Origin of the sequence: Curtobacterium sp. MCLR17_040, from assembly GCF_003234735.1 — a bacterium.
Lineage (GTDB): Bacteria > Actinomycetota > Actinomycetes > Actinomycetales > Microbacteriaceae > Curtobacterium > Curtobacterium flaccumfaciens.
In genome coordinates this window covers 69,833-90,511 of record NZ_QKTE01000002.1, presented here as the reverse complement: position 1 = coordinate 90,511, position 20,679 = coordinate 69,833, and the positions used below count along the sequence as shown (strand labels likewise).

Sequence of the window (20,679 nt, the reverse complement as noted above, 5' to 3'; positions counted from 1 at the left end):
GCCCGTCACCCGTCCGTCAGGACGGTCGCGTCACGAGACGGTCGGCTCAGCGGCCGTCGTCACCCTGGTCGTCGCCGCGATCGTTCTTCCCGCTGTCGCCGCTGTCGTTGTTGTTGCTGGACGAGGGTGCCTTCGGCGGCGCCGCAGCTCGTGCGCAGTAGGTGAGCGTGACAGTGCTGCCCTGGGCGACGTCTCCGGCAGGGGTGTCCTGCTGGGTCACGAGTCCGCCGGTGCACGAGTAGGACGGCGCCGGGTTCACGGTGAGCCCGAGCTGCTCGACGGTGGCCTTCGCCGCCGAGTACTGCTGCTGCGTGACGTCGGGCAGCTGCACCTTGCCGTTGGAGATCGTGAGGTTGATCACGATGCCCTTGGTGTGCAGGGAACCCGACTCGGGGTCGGAGCTCAGCACGGTGCCCTCGGGGACGTCGGCCGAGTAGTCGCTCGAGATCGCGCCGAGACGGAATCCGGCGTCGTCGAGGGACTGTTGCGCAGCCGCTTGCGACTGCCCGTTGAGCTCGGGCACGGGGACGCGTTCCGGCCCGAGGGAGACCACGACGTTGACGTTCTGGTTGCGACCGACGTTCACGCCGGAGCCCGGGTCCGTCCGGATGACCGTGCCCTTGTCGACGCTGTCGGAGTTCTCCTCGACCTTGACGGGCTTGAGGTCCTTCTTGTCGAGGGCGCTGGCCGCGGCGCTGTAGGTCGACCCCGCCACGTTGGGCACGCTGACCGAGGAAGACACCGGCGGCTTGCCCGGCTGCAGGTTGGCGACGAAGAACACCACGGCGACGATGACCGCGACGGTGAGCAGGATGCCGACCCAGATCCACGCGACCGGAGGACGGTTCTGCGTGCGCTGCGGTCGGTGCTCGGCGGTGTCGTCGTCGAGTTCGCGGAACGCCGATGCGGCGTTGGTCGTCGTGCGGGGGTCGACGCCGAAGAGCACGGTCGAGGCGTCGTTCGCCGCGTTCTGCTGCTGCTTCTTCGTCGACGCGGGCACCCGGCCGGCTGCGGCCTGCTGCAGGTCCGAGCGGAACTCGGCCGCGTTCTGGAACCGGCGCGTGCGGTCCTTGACCAGGGCGTGGAGAGTCACGGCGTCGAGGGCCGGTGACACGTCGGGCGAGATCGTCGACGGTGCGACCGGCTGCTCGCTGACGTGCTGGTACGCGACCGCCACCGGGGTGTCCCCGAGGAACGGAGCGCGACCGGTGAGGAGCTCGAAGAGCACGACGCCGGTGGAGTAGAGGTCGGTGCGGGCGTCGACGGTCTCGCCGCGGGCCTGCTCCGGTGAGAAGTACGAGGCGGTGCCGAGGATCGACGTGGTCTGCGCGACCGTCGCCGAGGTGTCGGTGATGGCCCGGGCGATGCCGAAGTCCATGACCTTGACCTGGCCGGTGTGGGTGACCATGACGTTGGCGGGCTTGATGTCGCGGTGGACAACGCCCGCACGGTGCGAGTACTCGAGCGCGGTGAGGATGCCCTCGGTGATGCGCACGGCTTCGTCCGGGGCGACGGCGCCCTCCGCGATGATGTCGGAGAGCGGACGGCCCTCGACGTACTCCATGACGATGAAGGGGACCTGCACCTCGGCGCCCGACGGCTCGGAAACCGTCTCTTCGCCGGCGTCGTACACGCGGACGACGGTGGGGTGCGCCATGCGTGCAGCGGCCTGGGCTTCCTGCCGGAACCGCGTGCGGAAGGCCGGGTCGTTGGCGAGGCTCGGCTTGAGGAGCTTCACCGCGACCTTGCGGCCGAGGCGGGTGTCGTTGCCGAGGTGCACGGTCGCCATGCCGCCCCGACCGATGACGTCACCGATCTCGTAGCGATTGGCGAGGAGCGTGATCCCCGCGGTCACACCTTCTGGCACGTACTCCTCCGTCTGTTCGTCCGGGCTAGTGTACGGCAGCACCACCTGGTGAGACGCTGGTCAGGGAGGGGTCGACCGAACCGTTACCGAACGGTGTCGACAGTCCCCGTCCGGGGGTCGTTCACAGGTCGTCTTGCGGGGTCTCGGTCGGGTTGATCCCGTCGTCCGGGTTGGTCGTCTCCTGGTCCGTGGGCTCGGTCCACTCGACCTGGGCGCCCGGCGAGGACGCGGAGACCACCGAGGAATCGGACTGCGGAGACTTGCAGGTCACCTTGTACGACAGGGTCACCTTGCCGTACTGGGCGCCGGCGACGGTCACCGCGGTACCGGAGGTGGAGCCGGAGCTGCTGCCGTTCGAGGGGACGGTGCCGTTGTCGATCGTGTACGTGTAGCTGACGTCCGAGTACCCGGCGGGGCAGCTCGTGTACGCGGGCCAGCTGAAGGTCACGCGACCGGACTCGCTGACGGTCCCGCCGGTGGCACGCTCGGGCGCCGCTGCGGTCAGCACGTCGCCGAACGCCTTGACGGTGACGAGGGTGCCGGGGGCCAGGCTGCCCTCGGGGCTGAGCGACTCGACGGTGCCGACCTGGTCGGACGACGTCGCGTTCGACCCGGCGACGACCTCGGCCTGCAGGCCTCGGGCACGGAGCTGGTTCGCGACCTGCTCCGCGTTCTGCCCCTGGTAGTCCGCCGCCGAGACCGTGACGCGGGTCTCGGTCGGTTCGGGGGACGGGGTCTGCGTGGGCGTGCGGGTCGCCTTCGGCGTGCTCGAGGACTTCGTGGGCTCGGGTTCCGGGGCGTTGTTCGCGTTCAGGGCGTACGCGGCACCGGCGGCGATGGCGAGCACGACGATGATGCCGACGACCCACCAGATCCAGGCGCGCTTCTTCTTCGGTTCCTCGGGCTCGTCGGAGACGGGCGAGCGGGGGGTGCCCGGTCCGCCGGCCATCGCTCCGGACTGGGTACCGAGGAGTGCGGTCGCGGCGTCGTTCCCCTGGCCCTGGGGCGGGTTGAACGCGACGGTGCCGTTCTGCGCGATCGCGGGGACGGCCACGGTGGCCGCGGCGACGTCACCACGACGGAGCGCCTGTGCGGCGCGTGCGAGGTTCGCGGCCGTCGCGGGACGGTCGGCCGGCTTCTTCGCGATGCACGAGATGACCAGGGCCGAGACGGGCTCGGGGATGTCCCCGGGCAGCGGCGGCGGCTGCTCGTTGATGTGCGCCATCGCGATCGCGACCTGCGACTCACCGGTGAACGGACGACGACCCGCCAGGGCCTCGTACGCGACGATGCCGAGCGAGTAGATGTCGGTCGACGGCGAGGCGGGGTGGCCGCTCGCCTGCTCGGGCGACAGGTACTGCACCGTGCCCATCACCTGACCGGTCGCGGTGAGCGGGACCTGGTCGGCGATGCGGGCGATGCCGAAGTCGGTGATCTTGACGCGGCCGTCGGGCGTGATGAGCAGGTTGCCGGGCTTGATGTCGCGGTGCACCAGGCCGACCGCGTGTGCGGCCTGCAGGGCGTTCGCGGTCTGCGCGACGATGTCGAGCACCTTGTCGACCGGGAGCGTGTGCTCGCGCTCGATCATGGTCGACAGGGCTTCGCCGGGGACGAGCTCCATCACGAGGTAGGCGCTGCCGTCCTCCTCGCCGTAGTCGAAGACGTTGGCGATGCCCTCGTGGTTGACGAGGGCGGCGTGCCGGGCCTCGGCGCGGAAGCGCTCGAGGAAGCCGGGGTCACCGAGGTACTCGTCCTTGAGGATCTTGAGTGCGACGGTTCGGCCGATGACGAGGTCGGTCGCCTGCCACACCTCGCCCATGCCGCCGATGGCGACCCGGGAGGAGAGCTGGTACCGCCCACCGAAGGTGAGTCCGCTGGTGGGTCTCATTTGTTCAGCACCGCCTCCATGACTTTCTTCGCGACCGGGGCCGCGACCGTGTTGCCGACTCCGGACTGCCCGAGCCCGCCGCCGTTGCCGACGACGACCGCGACGGCCACCTCCGGGTCCTTGGCGGGGGCGAACCCCGTGAACCAGAGCGTGTAGGGATCGCCGGTGCCACCTTCGGCCGTGCCGGTCTTGCCGGCGACGTCGACACCGTCGATCTTGGCATTGGTACCGGTCCCCGCGCTCACGACGCTCTGCATGGCCTCGGTGAGGTCAGCGGACTCGGAGGACGACAGCGGATCACTGTACTGCTTCGGGGAGAAGGACTCGACCGTCTTCAGGTCGCTCGTGGTGATCGAGTCGACGAGTGAGGGCTGCATGACCTTGCCGCCGTTCGCGATCCCGGCCGACACCATCGCCATCTGCAGCGGGGAGACCCGGACGCTCGCCTGGCCGAAGGCGCTCAGCATGAGCTGGGCCGTCGAGTCGACGTCGGGGTACTGGCTGGCGGTCGCCGCCATCGGGATCTCGATCGCGTCGCCGAAGCCGTACTTGTCGGCCATGCTCTTGATCGCGTCGTACCCGAGCTTCTGGCCGAGTTCGGCGAAGGGGATGTTGCACGAGTACTGGATGGCCGTGCGCAGCTTGACCTTGTCGCCGCCGCCGCAGGTGCCGCCCTCGGCGTTGTTGATGTACGAGCTCGTGCCCGGCAGCTGCAGTCGCGACGGGTTCGGGAACGTGGAGTCGAGGTTGTACTTGCCGCCCTCGAGTGCCGCCGAGGCCACCACGAGCTTGAACACCGATCCGGGGGTGTACAGGTCGCCGCCGATGGCACGGTTCTGCAGCGGAGCGGTGTCGGCCCCGAGCAGCGCGTCGTACTGCCGCTTGACCTCGGCCGTGTCGTGCGAGGTGAGCGAGTTCGGGTCGTAGCTCGGCTTCGACACCATCGCGAGGATCTTGCCGGTCTTCGGCTGGATCGCGACGACGGCGCCGCTGTTGGTGCCGAGCGCGTCGTACGCGGCCTGCTGCACGTCCGGGTCGATGGTCAGGTTGACGTTGTCGCCCTGGACGTCCTGGCCGGTGAGGATCGAGTTGAGGTTCTGGAAGAACGAGGCGTCCGAGTTGCCCGAGAGGACGGTGTTCTCCGCGCTCTCGATGCCGGTGTTGCCCTGCCCGATCGTGAAGTACCCGGTGACCGCGGAGTACAGGTCACCGTTCGTGTACTTGCGCTGGTACTCGTACTGGTCGTCCACCGGGGTCGACTCGGCGATCGGGCTGCCGTCGACGAGGATCGCGCCGCGCTTGGTGGAGTAACTGTCCAAGATGGTTCGGGAGTTCCGGGAGTCGGCGCGCAACGAGTCGGCCGCGAAGAACTGGATCGACGTCGTCGACACGAAGAGTGCGACGAACATGAGCACGATGACGGTCGAGACACCGCGGAGCTGTCGGTTCATCGACGACGCTCCTTCCTGGTCGCGCGCGCAGACCGCCCGCTCGCGGCGGGGATTGCGCCCTGCTGGACGCGTTGTTCGGCTGGGATGGAATCGGTGAGTCGCAGCAGCATCGCGGCGATGATCCAGTTGGCGATGAGCGAGGAACCACCGGCGGCCATGAACGGCGTCGTCAGACCGGTCACCGGGATGATCCGGGTGATGCCACCGACGACGACGAACACCTGCAGGGCGATGATGAAGCCGAAGCCGACGCCGAGCAGCTTGCCGAAGTCGTCCTGCGCCATGAACCCGACGCGGATGCCACGCGAGGCGAACACGATGAAGAGGGCGAGGATCGCGAAGACGCCGATCAGGCCGAGCTCTTCACCGAGCGACGCGACGATGTAGTCGGCGTTGGCGACCGGTGTGATGTACGGCCGTCCCTGCCCGAGCCCCGTGCCGGTGATCCCGCCGTTCGCGAAGCCGAACAGGCCCTGCACCAGCTGGTAGCTCGCCTGGGTGTCGCGGCTGAAGACCTCTTGGTTGAACGGGTCGAGCCACTGTTCGAAGCGACCGCGGACGTACTCCAGGACGCTCTGCGCGACGAGGGCACCACCGATGAACAGCGTGAGACCGATCGCGACCCAGCTGATGCGCGCCGTGGCCACGTAGATCATCACGAGGAACAGGCCGAAGTAGAGCAGGGCGGTGCCGAGGTCGCGCTGGAACACCAGGACGGCCATCGCGGCGCCCCACATGACCAGGATCGGCCCGAGGTCACGGGCACGCGGGAACGTCATGCCGAGGAACTTCTTGCCGACGATCGACAGCGAGTCGCGGGCGGTGACGAGGTACCCGGCGAAGAACAGCGCCATGGTGATCTTCGCGAGCTCGCCGGGCTGGAACGAGAACGGGCCGATCTTGATCCAGACCCGCGCGCCACCGATGTTCGTGCCGATCCCCGGCAGCATCGGCAGGAGCAGCAGGACGATCGTCAGCGCCATGAAGATGTACCGGTACCGCTGCAGGAAGCGGTGGTTGCGGACGGCGACGAGCGTGATGATCGCCAGGACCATCGCGAGCATCGTCCAGACGATCTGCTTCACGCCGATGGCGTCCCAGCCGGACAGGCCGTTGTGGACGTCGATGCGGTAGATCTCGGCGATGCCGATGCCGTTCAGGACGAGCGCGATCGGCAGGATGAACGGGTCGGCGTTCTTGGCCACGACCCGCAGCACCACGTGCATGACCAGCGCGAGGCCGAGGATGCCGCCGCCGACCCAGAGCACCGACTGGTCGAACAGCCGGCCCTTGGTGCCGAGCTGCACGAGCACCATCGCACCCGCGCAGATGCCGCACGCGATGACGAGCAGGAAGAGCTCGAGGTTCCGCGCGCGGGCGGGCTCCCGGAGCTTGATCGTGATCGCCTGGGTGAAGGACTGGGCGGCCGTGGCGTTGCTCATCGCGGGCTCCGCGTGGGGCTCGGCGACGGCGATCGGGTCGGCGAGGGCGACGGGGACGAGCTGGCGTCACCGTCCCCACCGGTGCCGGCCTGGTCCTCACCGGTCGCGGCGGCCTTGCGCAGGCGCTCGACGATGTCCCGTGCGTCGGAGAGCGACTGCGCGTTGATCGTGGAGCGGACGTTCTCGCGGGTGTAGTCCGGCAGCGACGAGACCGTGATGTCGCTGTCCTCGTACACGTCCGACAGGGCCAACGGCCCGATCGACTGCTGCACGCCCTTGTAGATCGCGACGGTGCCCCGGTCGGTACCGACGTAGTAGTGGTCCTGCGTGATCCGCCAGCCGACGAACACCGCGCCGACGAGCACGGCGACGGCGACCACGAGCGCGACGGTCCAGGACACCCGACGACGGATGCGGCGTCGGCGGTCCTCGGCGATGAGCTCGGCGAAGAACTGGTCGGACTCGGGTTCGAAGTGCGAGTCCTCGGGGGCGGTGGTGACCTTGAGCGGGTGCAGCAGGATCGTGGGGAGGCGGATCGGCTTGCGGCCGGTCGACGCCTCGAAGGTGAGCGGTGCCGCGGCGGAACCGACCGTGGTGGCCGCGTCGTCGTCGTCCTCGGGTTCGGTGTCCGTGACGTCCATCACCACGACGGTGACGTTGTCGGGGGCGCCGTGGTCGAGCGTCTCCTTCACCAGGCGCTGCGTGACCTGGTTGGCGTCCATGTTCGAGGCCAGGGCGTGGCGGATGCGCTCTTCGGCCAGGTACGAGGACAGGCCGTCGGAACAGAGCAGCCAGCGGTCGCCCGGCTGGATGTCCATGATGGCCGTGTCGACCTCGGGTGCCGCATCGACGTCACCCAGAACGCGCATCAGCACGGAGCGACGCGGGTGGACCGCGGCTTCCTCCGGCGTGATCCGGCCGCTGTCGACCAGCCGCTGGACGAAGGTGTGGTCGGACGTGATCTGCTGCAGCTCGCCGTCGCGGTGACGGTAGATGCGGGAGTCGCCGATGTGCGCAATCGCGATCTGCTCGCCGACGCGGATCATCGCGGACACCGTGGTGCCCATGCCGGTGAGCTCCTGGTGCTCGAACACGGTCTCGGTGATCAGCTGGTTCGCCGCGATGAGCGCCGACTGCAGCGCGAACTCGGCGTCGTGCGCCGACGGGAACTCGCGGTCGACCTCGCGGATGCGTCGGATCGCGATCGCCGAGGCGACGTCACCGCCGGCGTGGCCGCCCATGCCGTCCGCCACCGCGAACAGGTGCGCCCCGGCGTAGCCGGAGTCCTGGTTGTTCGCGCGGATGCGCCCCACGTGGGACACAGCGGCGCTCAGCGTGCGAGCGGTCATGCCGGGTTACCGCCGCAGCTCGAACGTCGTCGTCCCGATCGTGATGGGCGTGCCCTCTGCCACGAGGACGGGAGCGCTCACCTTCTGACCGTTGACGAAGGTGCCGTTCGTGGACTCGAGGTCGGTGAGGAGCCAGCCGTCGGCGCGGAGGTCGAGGCGGGCGTGGTTGGTCGAGGTGTAGTCGTCACGGATCACGACGTTCGACTCGCTCGAACGCCCGATCGTGATGGGGCCGCCACCCAGCGGCATCTCCATGCCCTCGCGCGCACCCTCGGTGATGACGAGTCGGGCCGCGGCCGGCGAGGCGGGCCGCTGCCCACCACCCGGCTGACCGATCACGTCGGTGAAGGCACCGCTCGAGGCGGGCCCGGGGGCCGCCGCAGCGGGGACGGTGGGGGTGCTGGGCCCGGATGGCGCCGACTTGGGATCGGTCGGGATCGTGCGGACGCGCTGGCCGAAGAGATCGCTGCGCAGGGCGAACACGATCACGAAGACGAACAGCCAGAGCACGGCGAGGAACGCGAAGCGCAGGACGAGCAGGGTCAGGCCTGTGGTCATCGAGCACCTCCGTCGTTCTCCGGGATCACCCGGAACACCATACGGGTACGACCGATCTCGATGGTGGAGTCCGGCTCAACGATCGCCTGCTGGAAGTGCTGACCGTTCAGTTTCGAGCCGTTCGTGGAGCCGAGATCGGTGGCCTGGGCGTGCTTGCCGTCCCACAGCACCTCGACGTGCTTCCGGCTCGTCCCGGTGTCCGCGATGGTGATGTCCGCGTCGCTGCCGCGCCCGATCACCGTGCGCCCACGGTGCAGTCGGTGTCGCTGCGAGCCGATGTCGAGCACCGGGATCCAGGCCACGTCGCGCTGCACGGTGGTGGAGTCGACCTGCAGGATGCCCGTCGAGAGCGTGCCGTCCTGCTGGAGCCGGATGGTGACCGGGCCGGAGAACGAGTAGTTCTGCGCGACGGCGTGTTGGTGCACCATCTGGGTCAGTTCGTCGATGAGCGGGCGACCGACGTCGTTCATGCGCGTGAAGTCGGGCGGTGCCAGGCGCACGGTGAACTCGTTCGGCACGAGGATGCGTTCACGGGAGACCACCGCGGCCTTCGTGTCGAGCTCGCGCCGCAGGGCGCTCGAGATCTCGACGGGCTGCACCCCGGAGCGGAAGGTCTTCGCGAACGCGCCGTTGACGGCGCGTTCCAACCCTCGCTCGAAGTTGTCCAGCAGGCCCATGCGTCTCCCGTGTCGTCGGTCGTCAACCACTGCATGGTAGTGGTTGGCGTTGACACCCGTCTGTGCGTGGTAGTGTTTCGGGGCTGGCGCGAGTGGCGGAATTGGTAGACGCGCACGGTTCAGGTCCGTGTGCTGGAAACGGCGTGGGGGTTCAAGTCCCCCCTCGCGCACCAGGCGAAAACAGGAAAGGCCCCGGAGGAATCCGGGGCCTTTCCTGTTTCTCGGCGCGGGCCGGGGACGGCCGTCGACGCGTCCGGCCTCAGGCCCGGTCGGCGTCCGTCGTGTGGTCGGCATCCGGCCTGGAGGCACGGCTCGGCCCCGACACGCCGGTTCCGTCGAACCCGTGGTCGGCTCTCCGGGCCTGCTGCGGGGCGAAGAACGGGCGCGCGCTGGGCAGGAAGAGCAGGACCGCGGCGACGACCGACAGCGCGATCGTCAGGACCGCGAGTTCGCCGCCGGTGACGCTCAGGAGCGCGCGGAAGGCCGCGACGACGACGAGCACGATGCGCGCGACGCGGGAGCCCGCGGCCATCCGGAACACCGCCCACGTCACCAGGGCCCAGAGCACCAGGGCGACGATCCCGGCGAGGACCGGCGCCTGGCCGACCGCCGCGTCCGTCGCGAAGAACTGGAGCACCGTGGCGGCGACGCAGGCTGCCACCCACACCAACCACAGCACGAAGGACACGGTGACCACCTGCGGTCGGTCCGGTCGTCGGAGGATGAACGTCCTGGTCATGCTGCACCGCCCTCTGCCGCTCCCTGGTGCGGCACGTCGAGCGTACCGAGCGGACGGAGACCTGCCGAGGTGCCCCGCTACGGTGACCGGGTGACCGACGAACGCACCACCGTCCAGCGTCCCGGAGTGGACGTCCCCGACGACCGTGGTCGGACGGGCCTCGACGCCGTGGGCCGTGCCCTCGACCGCAACCCCGACGTCGTCGTGCGGGACGTCGAGGTGGTGTCGAACGGCTGGCACGTGCTCCGCCGCACGACCCTCGACGTCCGGCGCCGTGACGGTCGGTGGGACCGGCAGCAGCGCGAGACCTACGACCGCGGGAACGGCGCGACGGTGCTGCCGTACGACGCCGAGCGCGGCACCGTCCTGCTCACGCGGCAGTTCCGGTGGCCCGCGTACGTGAACGGACACCGGGACGGCATGCTGATCGAGGCCGCGGCGGGACTGCTCGACGAGGACGACCCCGAGACCGCGGTGCGGCGTGAAGCGGTCGAGGAGCTCGGCATCCGGCTCGGCGCGCTCGAGCACCTGGGTGACGTGTTCATGAGCCCCGGTTCGGTCACCGAGCGGGTCCACTTCTACCTCGGCGCGTACACCCCGGCCGACCGAGTCGAGGCCGGCGGCGGCATCGAGGACGAGGGTGAGGACATCGAGGTGCTCGAGGTGCAGCTCGACGAGGCGCTCGCGATGGTGGCGGACGGTCGGATCGCCGACGGCAAGACGATCATGCTGCTGCAGTGGGTGGCAATGCGGTCAGTGGCACTGCGGCGGGGGTCACCCCGACAGGGCTGACCCGTCCAGGCCCACCGCTCGTGCGATCGTCGTGCGGACCAGGCCCTCGCGGGTAGGGCGGTCGAGGTAGTCGACCAGGGCGTACCCGTTGATGGCGTCGACGAGCGCGAAGAGCAGGCGTCCGACGCCGTCCGGGTCGTCGGTGTGCAGCACATCCGCGCGCACCCCGTCGGCGACGACCGTGGTGGCGAGGAGCTGCCAGTCGTCCATGACGTCCCGTGCCGCGGTCGCCAGTGCCGCGTTCGTGCGGCCGATGCTCCACGCGTCCGCCCACAGGGTGGCGACGTCGTCGCGGGCGGGATCGGCGATGCAACCGAGCAGGGTGCGGAGGCCGGAGACGGGGTCGGGTGCAGCGGCGACGATCGCGCGGACCTCGGCGACCTCGGCGTCCGCGACGGTGCGGAACGTCTCGCCGACCAGGTCCTCCATGCTCGGGCGGTAGTGGGCGACGAGCGAGGGTGCGACCCCGATCACGGCGGCGACCCCGCGGAGCGTCACCGCCGCGAGGCCCTCGGCACGCGCCAGTTCGACGGCGGCCGCCGTGATCTGGGATCCGCGTTCGGCCGGGCTCAGGCGCCGGCGGGCCGGTGTCGACGGCATCGTCCCACCGTATCCGCGCGTCACGCGCCCTCGACCACGAAGGCTGCCCAGAGGTCGGCCCGGGTCGAGAAGACGGAGAGGTCACGGTCGAGGAGCCGACCGGCGTGCTCCACCCGGGCGCGGGCGGTGTGCCGGTGGATGCCGAGGACCCGTGCGGTGCGGTCGTACTCGCAGTTCTCCTGCAGCCAGGTCCGGACGGTGCCCGTGAGCTCGGTGCCGGCGGTGCGGTCGTGGTCGAGCAGTGGCGCGAGGAAGGCGCGGGCGACGGCACCGGCGTCCACGTCGACGTGGGCGAGGTGGGCGAGCACCCCCTCTCGGGCGAGGTCGCCGAACTCGGTGGTGCCCGGGCGTCCTTCACGGCGTCGGTCGAGTGCTTGCACGGCCTCGGTGCGGGCGCGTCCGAACGACCGGTACGCGGCACCGTCGGACAGGCCGGCGCGCAGGTCGAAGCGGTCGACGAGTTCGCCGACGATCCCGGTGTCGTCCGCGTTCACGCAGAGGAACACGGCGTCGTCGACCGCGAAGAACAGGTGCCCCGGACGCTCCTGCACCCACAGTTCGAGCAGGTCCACCACGGTGTCGAGGTCGTGGTCGGGGACGTCGACGGCCGCGATCCGGACGGGTTCGGCGGGCAGCGGCCCCCACACCTCGCGGGACGTCGCCTGCACCACCTCGGGTTCGCCGACGGACAGCATGGTGAGGAGTCCGGTCCGCAGGAGTCCCCGGGCGCGGGCGAGCTCCCGGTTCTGCTGCAGGGCGAGGCCGGCCAGGGCGATCACGGCCGTGACGACCTCGCGTCCGGCCCGGTCGAGGGCTCCGCCGTTCGCGATCGCGAGCACGCCGCTCAGGTGCCCGCCGCTGCCGAGCGTCTGCAGGGTGTACCCGACGCCCCGGTCCGTGGCGACCGGCAGGCTCGCCCGCTGCCCGGAGCGCAGCAGCCGCAGCGCCTCGGTGCGCAGGAGGTCGAGGTCGGCGGCGGGCAGCCCGGCGGCGGGGTGTCCGCGGTCGAGCCGCCCGGAGACGTCGAACAGGCCGACCCACCCGTCGAGCTGCCGGGACAGCTCGGCGATGGTCGCGCCGAGTCCGTCCGGTCGCATCGCGGCGAGCGAGATGGCCCGCTGCGCGGCGAGGGCCCAGGCACCGCGTGCGTTGGCGTCCCGTGCGACCGCTTCGGCGTTGGCCTGCGCGACCGCGATGAAGGAGGTCTCGTAGGGCACCTCGAACAGCGGCAGTCCGTGCCGGGTGCAGGCGGTGACCAGGGCGTCGGGGGTGCCGGCGCGGACCACCTCGGTGCCGAACCCGAGCGCCACGACACCGCGGTCCACGAGCCGGCGGACGTAGGCCTCGGCGACGTCGTCGCGCACGTCGACCTCGGCACCGAACTGCGTGCCGGTCGTGAGCAGCCCCTGGCCCTCGGCGAGGAACGGCGTCGGGTCCTCGAGGTCCGAGCTGTGCAGCCAGGACAGCGGGGCATCGAGGGCGTGCTCGTCCGCGTCGGTGAGCGGGCGCAGGTGGAGTTCACGCCGGTGCAGCAGGGAGCGCAGCGTTGCGGGCATGCCGTCACCCTATCCACCGGGTCGATCCGCCCGGGTGTCGATGTACGCCGTGGACAGTACGAGTGTGCGGTGGTGGCTCCTACCATCGCGGCATGTCCTCCACCGCAGCGTCCGCGACCCGAGCGACCACCGGCGGCCCGTCGCTGCCCCAGGAACGACGGCTCGTCACCGCCGTCCCGGGTCCACGATCGCAGGAGCTGCTCGCCCGGAAGGCCGGCGCCGTCGCGGCCGGGGTCGGCGTCGCCGTGCCCATCGCGGTCGTCGCGGCCGGTGGCGGCGTGGTGGTCGACGCCGACGGCAACTCGTTCGTCGACCTCGGGTCCGGGATCGCCGTGACGTCGGTGGGCAACGCCCACCCCGGCGTGGTCGCCGCCGTCACCGAGCAGGTCGCGGCCTTCACGCACACGTGCTTCACCATCGCCGCCTACGACGGGTACGTCGCCGTCGCCGAGGCGCTCAACCGTCTGACCCCCGGCGACCACGAGAAGCGGACGGCGCTGTTCAACTCCGGGGCCGAGGCCGTCGAGAACGCCGTCAAGATCGCCCGGAAGCACACCGGTCGGCAGGCCGTCGTCGTCTTCGACCACGCCTACCACGGCCGCACGAACCTGACGATGGCGCTGACCGCGAAGAACCAGCCCTACAAGAACGGCTTCGGGCCGTTCGCACCCGAGGTCTACCGCGTCCCGATGTCGTACCCGTTCCACGACGGGCTGTCGGGCCCCGAGGCGGCGAAGCGTGCGATCAGCCAGATCGAGAAGCAGGTCGGCGCCGAGAACACCGCCGCGGTCCTGATCGAACCGATCCAGGGCGAGGGCGGCTTCGTCGTCCCGGCACCGGGGTTCCTCACCGCGCTGTCCGAGTGGGCCACCGCCAACGGCGTCGTGTTCATCGCCGACGAGGTGCAGACCGGGTTCGCCCGCACCGGCGCGATGTTCGCCAGCGAGCACGAGGGGATCGTGCCCGACGTCGTCACGACCGCGAAGGGCATGGCCGGCGGACTCCCGCTGTCCGGCGTGACCGGGCGTGCGGCGATCATGGACTCCGCCCACGTCGGTGGCCTCGGCGGGACCTACGGCGGCAACCCGATCGCCTGCGCCGCAGCCCTCGCGGCCATCGACGCCTTCGAGCACGACGGACTCGTCGAGCGCGCCGGGGCGATCGGCACGGTCCTGCTCGACGCCCTGCGCAGCGCCCAGGCCGACGACCCCCGCATCGGCGACGTCCGCGGCCGCGGTGCCATGGTCGCGATGGAGCTCGTCGACCCCGCCACCGGCGATCCCGACCCCGGGCTCACGGGACGGGTGGTGCGGTACGCGTTCGAGCACGGCGTCATCGCCCTCACGGCCGGCACGTACGGCAACGTCGTGCGCTTCCTGCCGCCGCTGTCGATCGACGACGACCTGCTCCGCGACGGCCTGACCGTCGTCCTCGACGGGCTGGCCGCGTCGTGAGCGCGACCATCCCCACGACAGCCTGGCCCAGCGTCCCCGACGCCACCGGACCAGCCGCCGAACAGGCGGTGCTCGACCGCGTCCCCACGGGCCTCCTGGTCGACGGTGTCTGGCAGCCGGCGGCCGACGACGCGACCTTCGCCGTCGTCGACCCTGCGACCGGCGAAACACTCCTGCACATCGCCGACGCCTCACCCGAGGACGGCCGGAAGGCGCTCGACGCCGCCGTCGCCGCACGGCACGGCTGGGCGACCACGCCCCCGCGGCAGCGCGCCGAGGTGCTGCGCCGCGCGTTCGACCTGCTGCAGGAGCGACGCGAGGAGTTCGCGCTCCTGATGACGCTGGAGATGGGCAAGCCCCTGGCCGAGGCCCGCGGCGAGGTCACGTACGGCGGCGAGTTCCTCCGTTGGTTCTCGGAGGAAGCGGTCCGCATCGGTGGTTCGTACGGCACCAACCCCGAGGGGACCGGCCGCGCCACCGTCTCGCACAAGCCCGTCGGGCCCGCGTTCCTGATCACGCCGTGGAACTTCCCGTTGGCGATGGCGACCCGCAAGATCGCTCCGGCGCTCGCCGCCGGCTGCACCGTCGTCGTGAAGCCTGCCGAACTGACGCCGCTGACCACCCTGCTGTTCGCCGACCTGCTCGTCGAGGCCGGCGTGCCCGCCGGGGTGGTCAACGTCGTCCCGACCACGCACGCCGCCGACGTCTCCGCGCCCGTGATCGCCGACCCCCGCCTGCGGAAGCTGTCGTTCACCGGTTCGACGCCGGTCGGACGGACGCTGCTCGGCCAGGCGGCGCAGAACGTGCTCCGGACGAGCATGGAGCTCGGGGGCAACGCCCCGTTCCTGGTGTTCGCCGACGCCGACCTCGACCTGGCGGTGGAGGGCGCGCTCGCCGCGAAGTTCCGGAACACCGGCCAGGCCTGCACCGCCGCGAACCGGTTCCTGGTGCACGAGGACGTCGCCGACGAGTTCACCCGCCGGGTCACCGAACGGGTCGCCGCGATGCGGGTCGGCCGGGGGACCGAGGACGGCGTCGCCATCGGGCCGCTCATCGACGCCCGCGCCGTGGACAAGGCGCACCGCCTGGTCACCGACGCGGTCGAGCGCGGGGCGACGGTCCGGACCGGCGGGCACCCGGTCGACGGGCCTGGCACCTTCTACGCGCCGACCGTCCTGACCGACGTGCAGCCCGGCAGCGCGATCCTCGACGACGAGATCTTCGGGCCGGTGCTCGCGATCCGCACGTTCCGCTCCGAGGACGAGGCCGTGGCCGCCGCGAACGACACCGAGTACGGTCTGGTCGGCTACGCGTTCACCGAGGACCCGGCACGCGGGCAGCGCCTGATGGAGCGGCTCGAGACCGGCATGCTGGGGCTGAACACCGGGGTCGTGTCGAACGCCTCGGCACCGTTCGGCGGCGTGAAGCAGTCCGGCCTCGGTCGCGAGGGCGGCGGCGAGGGCATCGCCGAGTACCTCGAGACCATGTACACGCTCACCCCGGACCCGTTCCGGCACACCGACAGCACCACGACCGCACAAGGAGCAGCTCGATGATCGAGAAGGACGTCGTCGTCATCGGAGCCGGTGTCGCCGGTCTCACCGCCGCGAATCGCCTGCGGGCCGCCGGCCTGCGGGTCGCCGTGCTCGAGGCCCGCGACCGCGTGGGGGGCCGCACCTGGACGAACGACATCGACGGGGTGACCCTGGAGATCGGCGGGCAGTGGGTCTCGCCCGACCAGACCGCACTGCTCGAGACCCTCGACGAGCTCGGCCTGCAGACGTACGACCGGTACCGCGAGGGCTCCAGCGTCTACATCGACGCCGACGGCACCCGGACCGAGTACACCGGCGACATCTTCCCCCTGCCCGAGGCCACGGCGAACGAGATCGAACGGCTCGTCGCCGTCGTCGACGAGTACGTCGCGGAGGTCGACCCGGCGCGCCCCTGGGAGACGCCGGACGCGGCCGCCCTCGACGAGGTCTCGTTCCGCGCCTGGCTGCAGGACCTGAGCTCCGACCGGGTCGCGACCGACAACGTCGAGCTGTTCATCGCCGGCGCGATGCTCACGAAGCCCGCGCACGCGTTCTCGGCGCTGCAGGCCCTGCTGATGGCGGCCTCCGCCGGGAGCTTCAGCAACCTGGTCGACGCCGACTTCATCCTCGACAAGCGGGTCGTCGGCGGCATGCAGCAGGTGTCCGAGCGGCTCGCCGAGCGCCTCGGCGACGACGTGCACCTGAACGCGCCGGTCCGGACGCTGCGGTGGAGCGACGACGGGGTCGTCGCGCTCGCCGACGGTGGGATCGAGGTGCACGCCCGACAGGCCCTCGTCGCGGTCCCGCCGCCCCTGTACTCGCGGATCTCGTACGAGCCGCCGCTGCCCCGACGCCAGCACCAGCTGCACCAGCACCTGTCGATGGGCTTCGTGATCAAGGTGCACGCCGTCTACGACCGTCCCTTCTGGCGTGCGGCGGGCCTGTCCGGCACCGCGTTCAGCCCGTACGAGGTCGTGCACGAGGCGTACGACAACACCTCGCACGGTTCCGAGCAGGGGACCCTGGTCGGGTTCGTCTCCGACCAGCACGCCGACGACCTGTTCGCGCTGTCGACCGAGGAACGGCGGGCCCGGGTGCTCGCCTCGCTGGCGCACTACTACGGCGACGAGGCCCTGTCGCCGGTCGTCTACTACGAGAGCGACTGGGGCACCGAGGAGTGGACGCGCGGCGCCTACGCGGCGAGCTTCGACCTGGGCGGGCTCGTCCGCTACGGCGCCGACCAGCGTGCCGCGGTCGGTCCGATCCGGTTCGCGTCGAGCGACCTGGCCGGGCAGGGGTACCAGCACGTCGACGGTGCCGTGCGCATCGGTCGCGAGGTCGCCGAGGAGATCCTGGCGGTCGTTCCGCAGAACGCTGCGACGCGGTAACCGCCTCGGTGGGTCACGGCTGGGTGGCCTGTCCAGGCGCACGCGCGTACCGTCCGGGCCATGAGTGACGCAGCGAACGGGTCCAGCGACCCCACCAAGGACCAGGAGCAGTACACCGAGGACCTGCCGGACGGGTCGCCCACGGGCGACGCGACGGAGGACCCGCAGCAGGACAGCGACACGGACTCCGGCGGCGAGCCCGCCGACCCGCAGCAGTAGCGGCGACCGCACGGCGGCGCGGTGGTGCGGCGGCGCGGCGGCGCGGCGGCGCGGCGGCGTGCGACGCCGGCGTGTTCGCTCGACGCCTCCACGTCAGCGAGACGCCGCCGGATCCGGCGGCGTCTCGCGCGTTCCGCGGCGTCGAAGCGTGACGACGGCGTCTTCCGGTGGCGACGTGGGAGGGGCGACCGACGCGCGGACGGGAGGCGCGGTGCCAGCTTGCACCGCGCCTCCCGTCCGTCGTAACACACCGGCGTCTTGATCGGACGCCGTCCCGTCGGCGAGACGCCGCCATGTTCGGCGGCGTCTCGCGCAGACGCCGGCGTCTCCGCGTCGGTCAGCCGATGCGGATCAGCTTCTTGTTCACGAACTCGTCGGCCCCCAGGGGGCCGAGCTCGCGGCCGAAGCCGCTGCCCTTGACGCCACCGAACGGCAGCTCCGGGCTGTCCGCGCCGACGATGTTCACGTAGACCATGCCGGCCTCGATCCGGTCGGCGACCCGGAGTGCCTGGTCGGAGTCGGTGGTGAACAGGTACGAGCCGAGGCCGTACGGGGTGTCGTTGGCCAGGGCGATCGCCGCGTCCTCGTCGGCGACCCGGTACACGGCGGCGACGGGGCCGAAGAACTCCTCGCGGTAGGCGTCGTTGTCCGGCGTGACGTCGGTCAGGATCGTCGGCAGGAAGGCGTTGCCCTGGCGGTCGCCGCCCGTGACCACCGTCGCACCCTGCGCGACGGCGGACGCGAGCTGTTCCTGCAGCCGATCGGCTGCGGCCGGGGACGACAACGGACCGAGTTCGGCACCGGGCACGCTCGGATCCGTCGGTGCGACCGCCGACATCGCCGCGGTGAACTTCGTCAGGAAGTCGTCGTACAGGCCGTCGACCACCAGGAACCGCTTCGGGGCGTTGCAGACCTGGCCGTTGCCCTCGAGCCGGGTGGTGACGGCAGACTCGACGACGGCGTCCAGGTCGTCGGTGGACAGCACGATGAAGGGGTCCGAGCCGCCCAGTTCGAGCACCACCTTCGTCAGGTTCCGGCCGGCGATCTCGGCGACCGCGGCACCGGCGCGCGCCGAACCGGTGAGCGAGACGCCCTGCACGCGGGGGTCGGCGATGACCTCGGCGACCTGGTCGTTCGTCGCGAACACGTTCGTGTAGGCCCCGGCCGGGAAGCCGGCGTCGTGGAAGATCCGCTCGATGGCCAGGGCGGACTCCGGGCACTGCGGTGCGTGCTTCAGCAGGACGGTGTTGCCGATGACCAGGTTCGGGCCGGCGAACCGGGCGATCTGGTAGGCGGGGAAGTTCCACGGCATGATGCCGAGCACGACGCCGATGGAGGCCTTGCGGATGAACGCGGACCCCTCGGACCCGTCCGCCAGGGTGATTGGCTGGTCCGCCAGGAACTCCGACGCGTGGTCCGCGTAGTAGTCGTAGATGTCGGCGCAGAAGTCGACCTCGCCCTCGGCCTGGTCGATCGGCTTCGCCATCTCGCGCACGATCGTGGCGGCGAGCTCGGCGTGCCGCTCCCGGTACAGGTCCGCGACCCGGTGGAGCAGGGCTGCACGGTCGGCGACCGTCGTCGTCCGTGACCACTCGGTGTGCGTGCGGTCGGCGGCTGCGACGGCGTCGCGCAGCTCGGCGTCCGTGATGGTCGGGTAGGTCTCGAGGGTCGTGCCCGTGGTGGGGTCGGTGACGGCGTACATGGCGTCCTCTCGTGGTGGCGGTCAGGCCTGGTCGGTCAGCTGCTTGTTCACACCGGTGACGGGCTGGTTCTCGTCGAAGCCCTTCGGTGCGACCCGGAAGCCCTTGGTGATGACGAGCAGGTAGACGAACCCGATCGCCGCCCACACTCCTCCTGCGATCAGGGCGTCGGCATGGAGCTGCGACCAGAGCACCCCGGTCAGGAGCATCGCGACCCCCGGCAGCACGATGTAGCGCCAGCGGTCGCCCGCCGTGTGACGGCGTCCGTTCCGGATCGCGAAGTGCACGATCACGGTGGCGTTGACGAAGGTGAACGCGATGAGCGCGCCGAAGTTGATGTAGGCCGCGATCGTGTCGAGCGAGAAGCTCATCGCCAGCAGGGTGACCGCGCCGACGAAGACGACGTTGAACACCGGGGTGTGCGTGCGGGGGTGCACGTAGCCGAAGACCCGCTTCGGCAGCACGTTGTTCCGGCCCATCACCATGAGCATGCGGGCGACACTGGCGTGCGACGCGAGACCCGAGGCGAGCGCGGCGACGAACCCGGCCGACACCAGGACCGCCTGGAACACCGGACCGCCGACGAGCAGGCCGATCTGGGGGAGCGGGTCGTCGGTGAACTCGCCGAACGGTGCGTTGGTGGGGAAGCGGAGCTGGGCGAAGTAGGCGGAGACCAGGAAGATCGCGCCGCCGAGCAGGACGGTGAGCATGATCGCCTTCGGCATGATGCGGATCGACTTCGCCTCTTCCGTGTACATCGTCACGGCGTCGAAGCCGATGAACGAGAAGCACACCACCGTCGCCCCGGTGAGCAGGGCCGACATCGTCACGCCGTCGTGCACGAAGGGTTCGGCGCTGACGATCGTGCCCGCACCGGCACCGTGGGTGAGCTCGATGACGGTGAAGACCACGAACGCGATCATCGCCAGGACCGCACCGATGAGCAGCACCATGTTCAGGTTCGACGTGCCGCGCATCGACAGGCAGATCACCGTCGTCACGAACACCGTGTACACGACGACGGTCACCCACGGCGGCAGCCCCGGGAACACCTGCTCCAGGTAGAGCCGGATGATCAGGGCGTTCACCATGGGCAGCAGCAGGTAGTCGAGCAGTGACGCCCAGCCCACCATGAAGCCGAGGTTCGGGTGCATCGACTCCCGGACGTACGTGTACGCGGAACCGGCGGCGGGGTAGACGCGCACCATCTTCCCGTAGCTGATGGCGGTGAGCGCCATGATGACGAGGGCGATGAGGTACGCGCTCGGCACCGCGCCGTCGGTCTGCTCGGAGACGATCCCGAAGGTGTCGAACACGACCGTCGGGGTCATGTAGCCGAGGCCGAGTCCGACGATCGCCCAGAGCCCGAGGCTCCGCTTCAGCGACCCGCCGCGCACCGGTGCTGCCGGCGCGGTGACCGCGATCGGTGATGCCATGTGACTTCCCTGCTCTTCGGGGCCGGGC

General features: G+C 70.7%; 17 protein-coding genes and 1 tRNA gene. 6 read left to right on the top strand and 12 right to left on the bottom strand.

From position 1 onward, the window contains the following. Nucleotides 1-46 precede the first annotated feature (46 nt). The 7 genes from pknB to DEJ01_RS02360 all read right to left on the bottom strand — a co-directional run bounded on the left by pknB (nt 47) and on the right by DEJ01_RS02360 (nt 9,232). A complete protein-coding gene (pknB, locus tag DEJ01_RS02390; RefSeq protein ID WP_258375625.1) occupies nt 47-1,867 on the bottom strand; it encodes a Stk1 family PASTA domain-containing Ser/Thr kinase in 1,821 nt (606 codons plus the stop codon). A gap of 121 nt (nt 1,868-1,988) precedes the next feature. After that, nucleotides 1,989-3,755, bottom strand: a complete 1,767-nt coding sequence (locus tag DEJ01_RS02385; RefSeq protein ID WP_111092117.1) for a serine/threonine-protein kinase — start codon at nt 3,753-3,755, stop codon at nt 1,989-1,991. Continuing rightward, on the bottom strand, nt 3,752-5,206 hold the full coding sequence (locus DEJ01_RS02380; protein ID WP_071404141.1) for a penicillin-binding protein 2: 1,455 nt from the start codon (nt 5,204-5,206) through the stop codon (nt 3,752-3,754). Before DEJ01_RS02380 ends, DEJ01_RS02385 begins: the two co-directional genes overlap by 4 nt. Continuing rightward, a complete protein-coding gene (locus DEJ01_RS02375) occupies nt 5,203-6,648 on the bottom strand; it encodes an FtsW/RodA/SpoVE family cell cycle protein (protein WP_071404142.1) in 1,446 nt (481 codons plus the stop codon). The genes DEJ01_RS02380 and DEJ01_RS02375 overlap by 4 nt, the downstream gene beginning before the upstream one ends. Beyond that, nucleotides 6,645-7,997 (bottom strand): Stp1/IreP family PP2C-type Ser/Thr phosphatase, encoded by a 1,353-nt coding sequence (locus DEJ01_RS02370; RefSeq protein ID WP_071404143.1) that lies wholly within the window; start codon nt 7,995-7,997, stop codon nt 6,645-6,647. Before DEJ01_RS02370 ends, DEJ01_RS02375 begins: the two co-directional genes overlap by 4 nt. 6 nt (nt 7,998-8,003) lie before the next feature. After that, nucleotides 8,004-8,555 (bottom strand): FHA domain-containing protein, encoded by a 552-nt coding sequence (locus DEJ01_RS02365; RefSeq protein ID WP_111022491.1) that lies wholly within the window; start codon nt 8,553-8,555, stop codon nt 8,004-8,006. Next, the gene (locus tag DEJ01_RS02360) at nt 8,552-9,232 is read right to left on the bottom strand and encodes a DUF3662 and FHA domain-containing protein (protein ID WP_110863674.1); all 681 of its coding nucleotides are present in this window, start codon (nt 9,230-9,232) and stop codon (nt 8,552-8,554) included. Before DEJ01_RS02360 ends, DEJ01_RS02365 begins: the two co-directional genes overlap by 4 nt. A gap of 86 nt (nt 9,233-9,318) precedes the next feature. Between DEJ01_RS02360 and DEJ01_RS02355 the strand changes: the two genes are divergently transcribed. Continuing rightward, a tRNA-Leu gene (locus DEJ01_RS02355) sits at nt 9,319-9,405 on the top strand. A gap of 86 nt (nt 9,406-9,491) precedes the next feature. Here the strand turns inward: DEJ01_RS02355 and DEJ01_RS02350 are convergent. Next, nucleotides 9,492-9,971 carry a hypothetical protein gene (locus tag DEJ01_RS02350; protein WP_146247542.1) on the bottom strand — a complete coding sequence of 160 codons (480 nt, stop codon included), beginning with the start codon at nt 9,969-9,971 and terminating at the stop codon, nt 9,492-9,494. A gap of 90 nt (nt 9,972-10,061) precedes the next feature. Here DEJ01_RS02350 and DEJ01_RS02345 point away from each other — a divergent pair, with 90 nt between their 5' ends. Beyond that, nucleotides 10,062-10,763 (top strand): NUDIX domain-containing protein, encoded by a 702-nt coding sequence (locus DEJ01_RS02345; RefSeq protein ID WP_111092249.1) that lies wholly within the window; start codon nt 10,062-10,064, stop codon nt 10,761-10,763. On the opposite strand, the gene DEJ01_RS02340 is transcribed toward DEJ01_RS02345, so the two are convergent. After that, on the bottom strand, nt 10,746-11,363 hold the full coding sequence (locus DEJ01_RS02340) for a TetR/AcrR family transcriptional regulator (protein WP_111092115.1): 618 nt from the start codon (nt 11,361-11,363) through the stop codon (nt 10,746-10,748). The genes DEJ01_RS02345 and DEJ01_RS02340 overlap by 18 nt on opposite strands. A 20-nt stretch (nt 11,364-11,383) precedes the next feature. Further along, complete coding sequence (locus tag DEJ01_RS02335) at nt 11,384-12,919, bottom strand: PucR family transcriptional regulator (RefSeq protein WP_111092114.1); 1,536 nt, start codon at nt 12,917-12,919, stop codon at nt 11,384-11,386. Between the two features lie 92 nt (nt 12,920-13,011). On the opposite strand from DEJ01_RS02335, the gene gabT reads away from it, so the two are divergent. From gabT to DEJ01_RS18035, 4 genes are all read left to right on the top strand, one after another. Further along, nucleotides 13,012-14,373 carry a 4-aminobutyrate--2-oxoglutarate transaminase gene (gabT, locus tag DEJ01_RS02330; RefSeq protein WP_111045681.1) on the top strand — a complete coding sequence of 454 codons (1,362 nt, stop codon included), beginning with the start codon at nt 13,012-13,014 and terminating at the stop codon, nt 14,371-14,373. A 68-nt stretch (nt 14,374-14,441) separates the two neighbouring features. Beyond that, nucleotides 14,442-15,929 carry an NAD-dependent succinate-semialdehyde dehydrogenase gene (locus DEJ01_RS02325; RefSeq protein ID WP_111088842.1) on the top strand — a complete coding sequence of 496 codons (1,488 nt, stop codon included), beginning with the start codon at nt 14,442-14,444 and terminating at the stop codon, nt 15,927-15,929. Beyond that, nucleotides 15,926-17,296, top strand: a complete 1,371-nt coding sequence (locus DEJ01_RS02320; RefSeq protein WP_111092113.1) for an NAD(P)/FAD-dependent oxidoreductase — start codon at nt 15,926-15,928, stop codon at nt 17,294-17,296. Before DEJ01_RS02325 ends, DEJ01_RS02320 begins: the two co-directional genes overlap by 4 nt. A gap of 60 nt (nt 17,297-17,356) precedes the next feature. After that, complete coding sequence (locus DEJ01_RS18035) at nt 17,357-17,515, top strand: hypothetical protein (RefSeq protein ID WP_155896911.1); 159 nt, start codon at nt 17,357-17,359, stop codon at nt 17,513-17,515. 337 nt (nt 17,516-17,852) lie between these two features. Here DEJ01_RS18035 and DEJ01_RS02315 read toward each other — a convergent pair whose 3' ends face one another. Then, nucleotides 17,853-19,217: an NAD-dependent succinate-semialdehyde dehydrogenase gene (locus DEJ01_RS02315; RefSeq protein WP_111092112.1), complete on the bottom strand. Its 1,365-nt coding sequence runs from the start codon at nt 19,215-19,217 to the stop codon at nt 17,853-17,855. A gap of 21 nt (nt 19,218-19,238) precedes the next feature. After that, on the bottom strand, nt 19,239-20,651 hold the full coding sequence (locus tag DEJ01_RS02310) for an APC family permease (RefSeq protein ID WP_111028824.1): 1,413 nt from the start codon (nt 20,649-20,651) through the stop codon (nt 19,239-19,241). Nucleotides 20,652-20,679 lie beyond the last annotated feature (28 nt).

What these genes read in the sequence shown, in the direction of transcription:
- DEJ01_RS02385 (WP_111092117.1), bottom strand. Translation starts at nt 3,755, where the DNA reads ATGAGACCCACCAGCGGACTCACCTTCGGTGGGCGGTACCAGCTCTCC.
- DEJ01_RS02380 (WP_071404141.1), bottom strand. Translation starts at nt 5,206, where the DNA reads ATGAACCGACAGCTCCGCGGTGTCTCGACCGTCATCGTGCTCATGTTC.
- DEJ01_RS02375 (WP_071404142.1), bottom strand. Translation starts at nt 6,648, where the DNA reads ATGAGCAACGCCACGGCCGCCCAGTCCTTCACCCAGGCGATCACGATC.
- DEJ01_RS02370 (WP_071404143.1), bottom strand. Translation starts at nt 7,997, where the DNA reads ATGACCGCTCGCACGCTGAGCGCCGCTGTGTCCCACGTGGGGCGCATC.
- DEJ01_RS02365 (WP_111022491.1), bottom strand. Translation starts at nt 8,555, where the DNA reads ATGACCACAGGCCTGACCCTGCTCGTCCTGCGCTTCGCGTTCCTCGCC.
- DEJ01_RS02360 (WP_110863674.1), bottom strand. Translation starts at nt 9,232, where the DNA reads ATGGGCCTGCTGGACAACTTCGAGCGAGGGTTGGAACGCGCCGTCAAC.
- DEJ01_RS02350 (WP_146247542.1), bottom strand. Translation starts at nt 9,971, where the DNA reads ATGACCAGGACGTTCATCCTCCGACGACCGGACCGACCGCAGGTGGTC.
- DEJ01_RS02340 (WP_111092115.1), bottom strand. Translation starts at nt 11,363, where the DNA reads ATGCCGTCGACACCGGCCCGCCGGCGCCTGAGCCCGGCCGAACGCGGA.
- DEJ01_RS02335 (WP_111092114.1), bottom strand. Translation starts at nt 12,919, where the DNA reads ATGCCCGCAACGCTGCGCTCCCTGCTGCACCGGCGTGAACTCCACCTG.
- gabT (WP_111045681.1), top strand. Translation starts at nt 13,012, where the DNA reads ATGTCCTCCACCGCAGCGTCCGCGACCCGAGCGACCACCGGCGGCCCG.
- DEJ01_RS02320 (WP_111092113.1), top strand. Translation starts at nt 15,926, where the DNA reads ATGATCGAGAAGGACGTCGTCGTCATCGGAGCCGGTGTCGCCGGTCTC.
- DEJ01_RS18035 (WP_155896911.1), top strand. Translation starts at nt 17,357, where the DNA reads ATGAGTGACGCAGCGAACGGGTCCAGCGACCCCACCAAGGACCAGGAG.
- DEJ01_RS02315 (WP_111092112.1), bottom strand. Translation starts at nt 19,217, where the DNA reads ATGTACGCCGTCACCGACCCCACCACGGGCACGACCCTCGAGACCTAC.
- DEJ01_RS02310 (WP_111028824.1), bottom strand. Translation starts at nt 20,651, where the DNA reads ATGGCATCACCGATCGCGGTCACCGCGCCGGCAGCACCGGTGCGCGGC.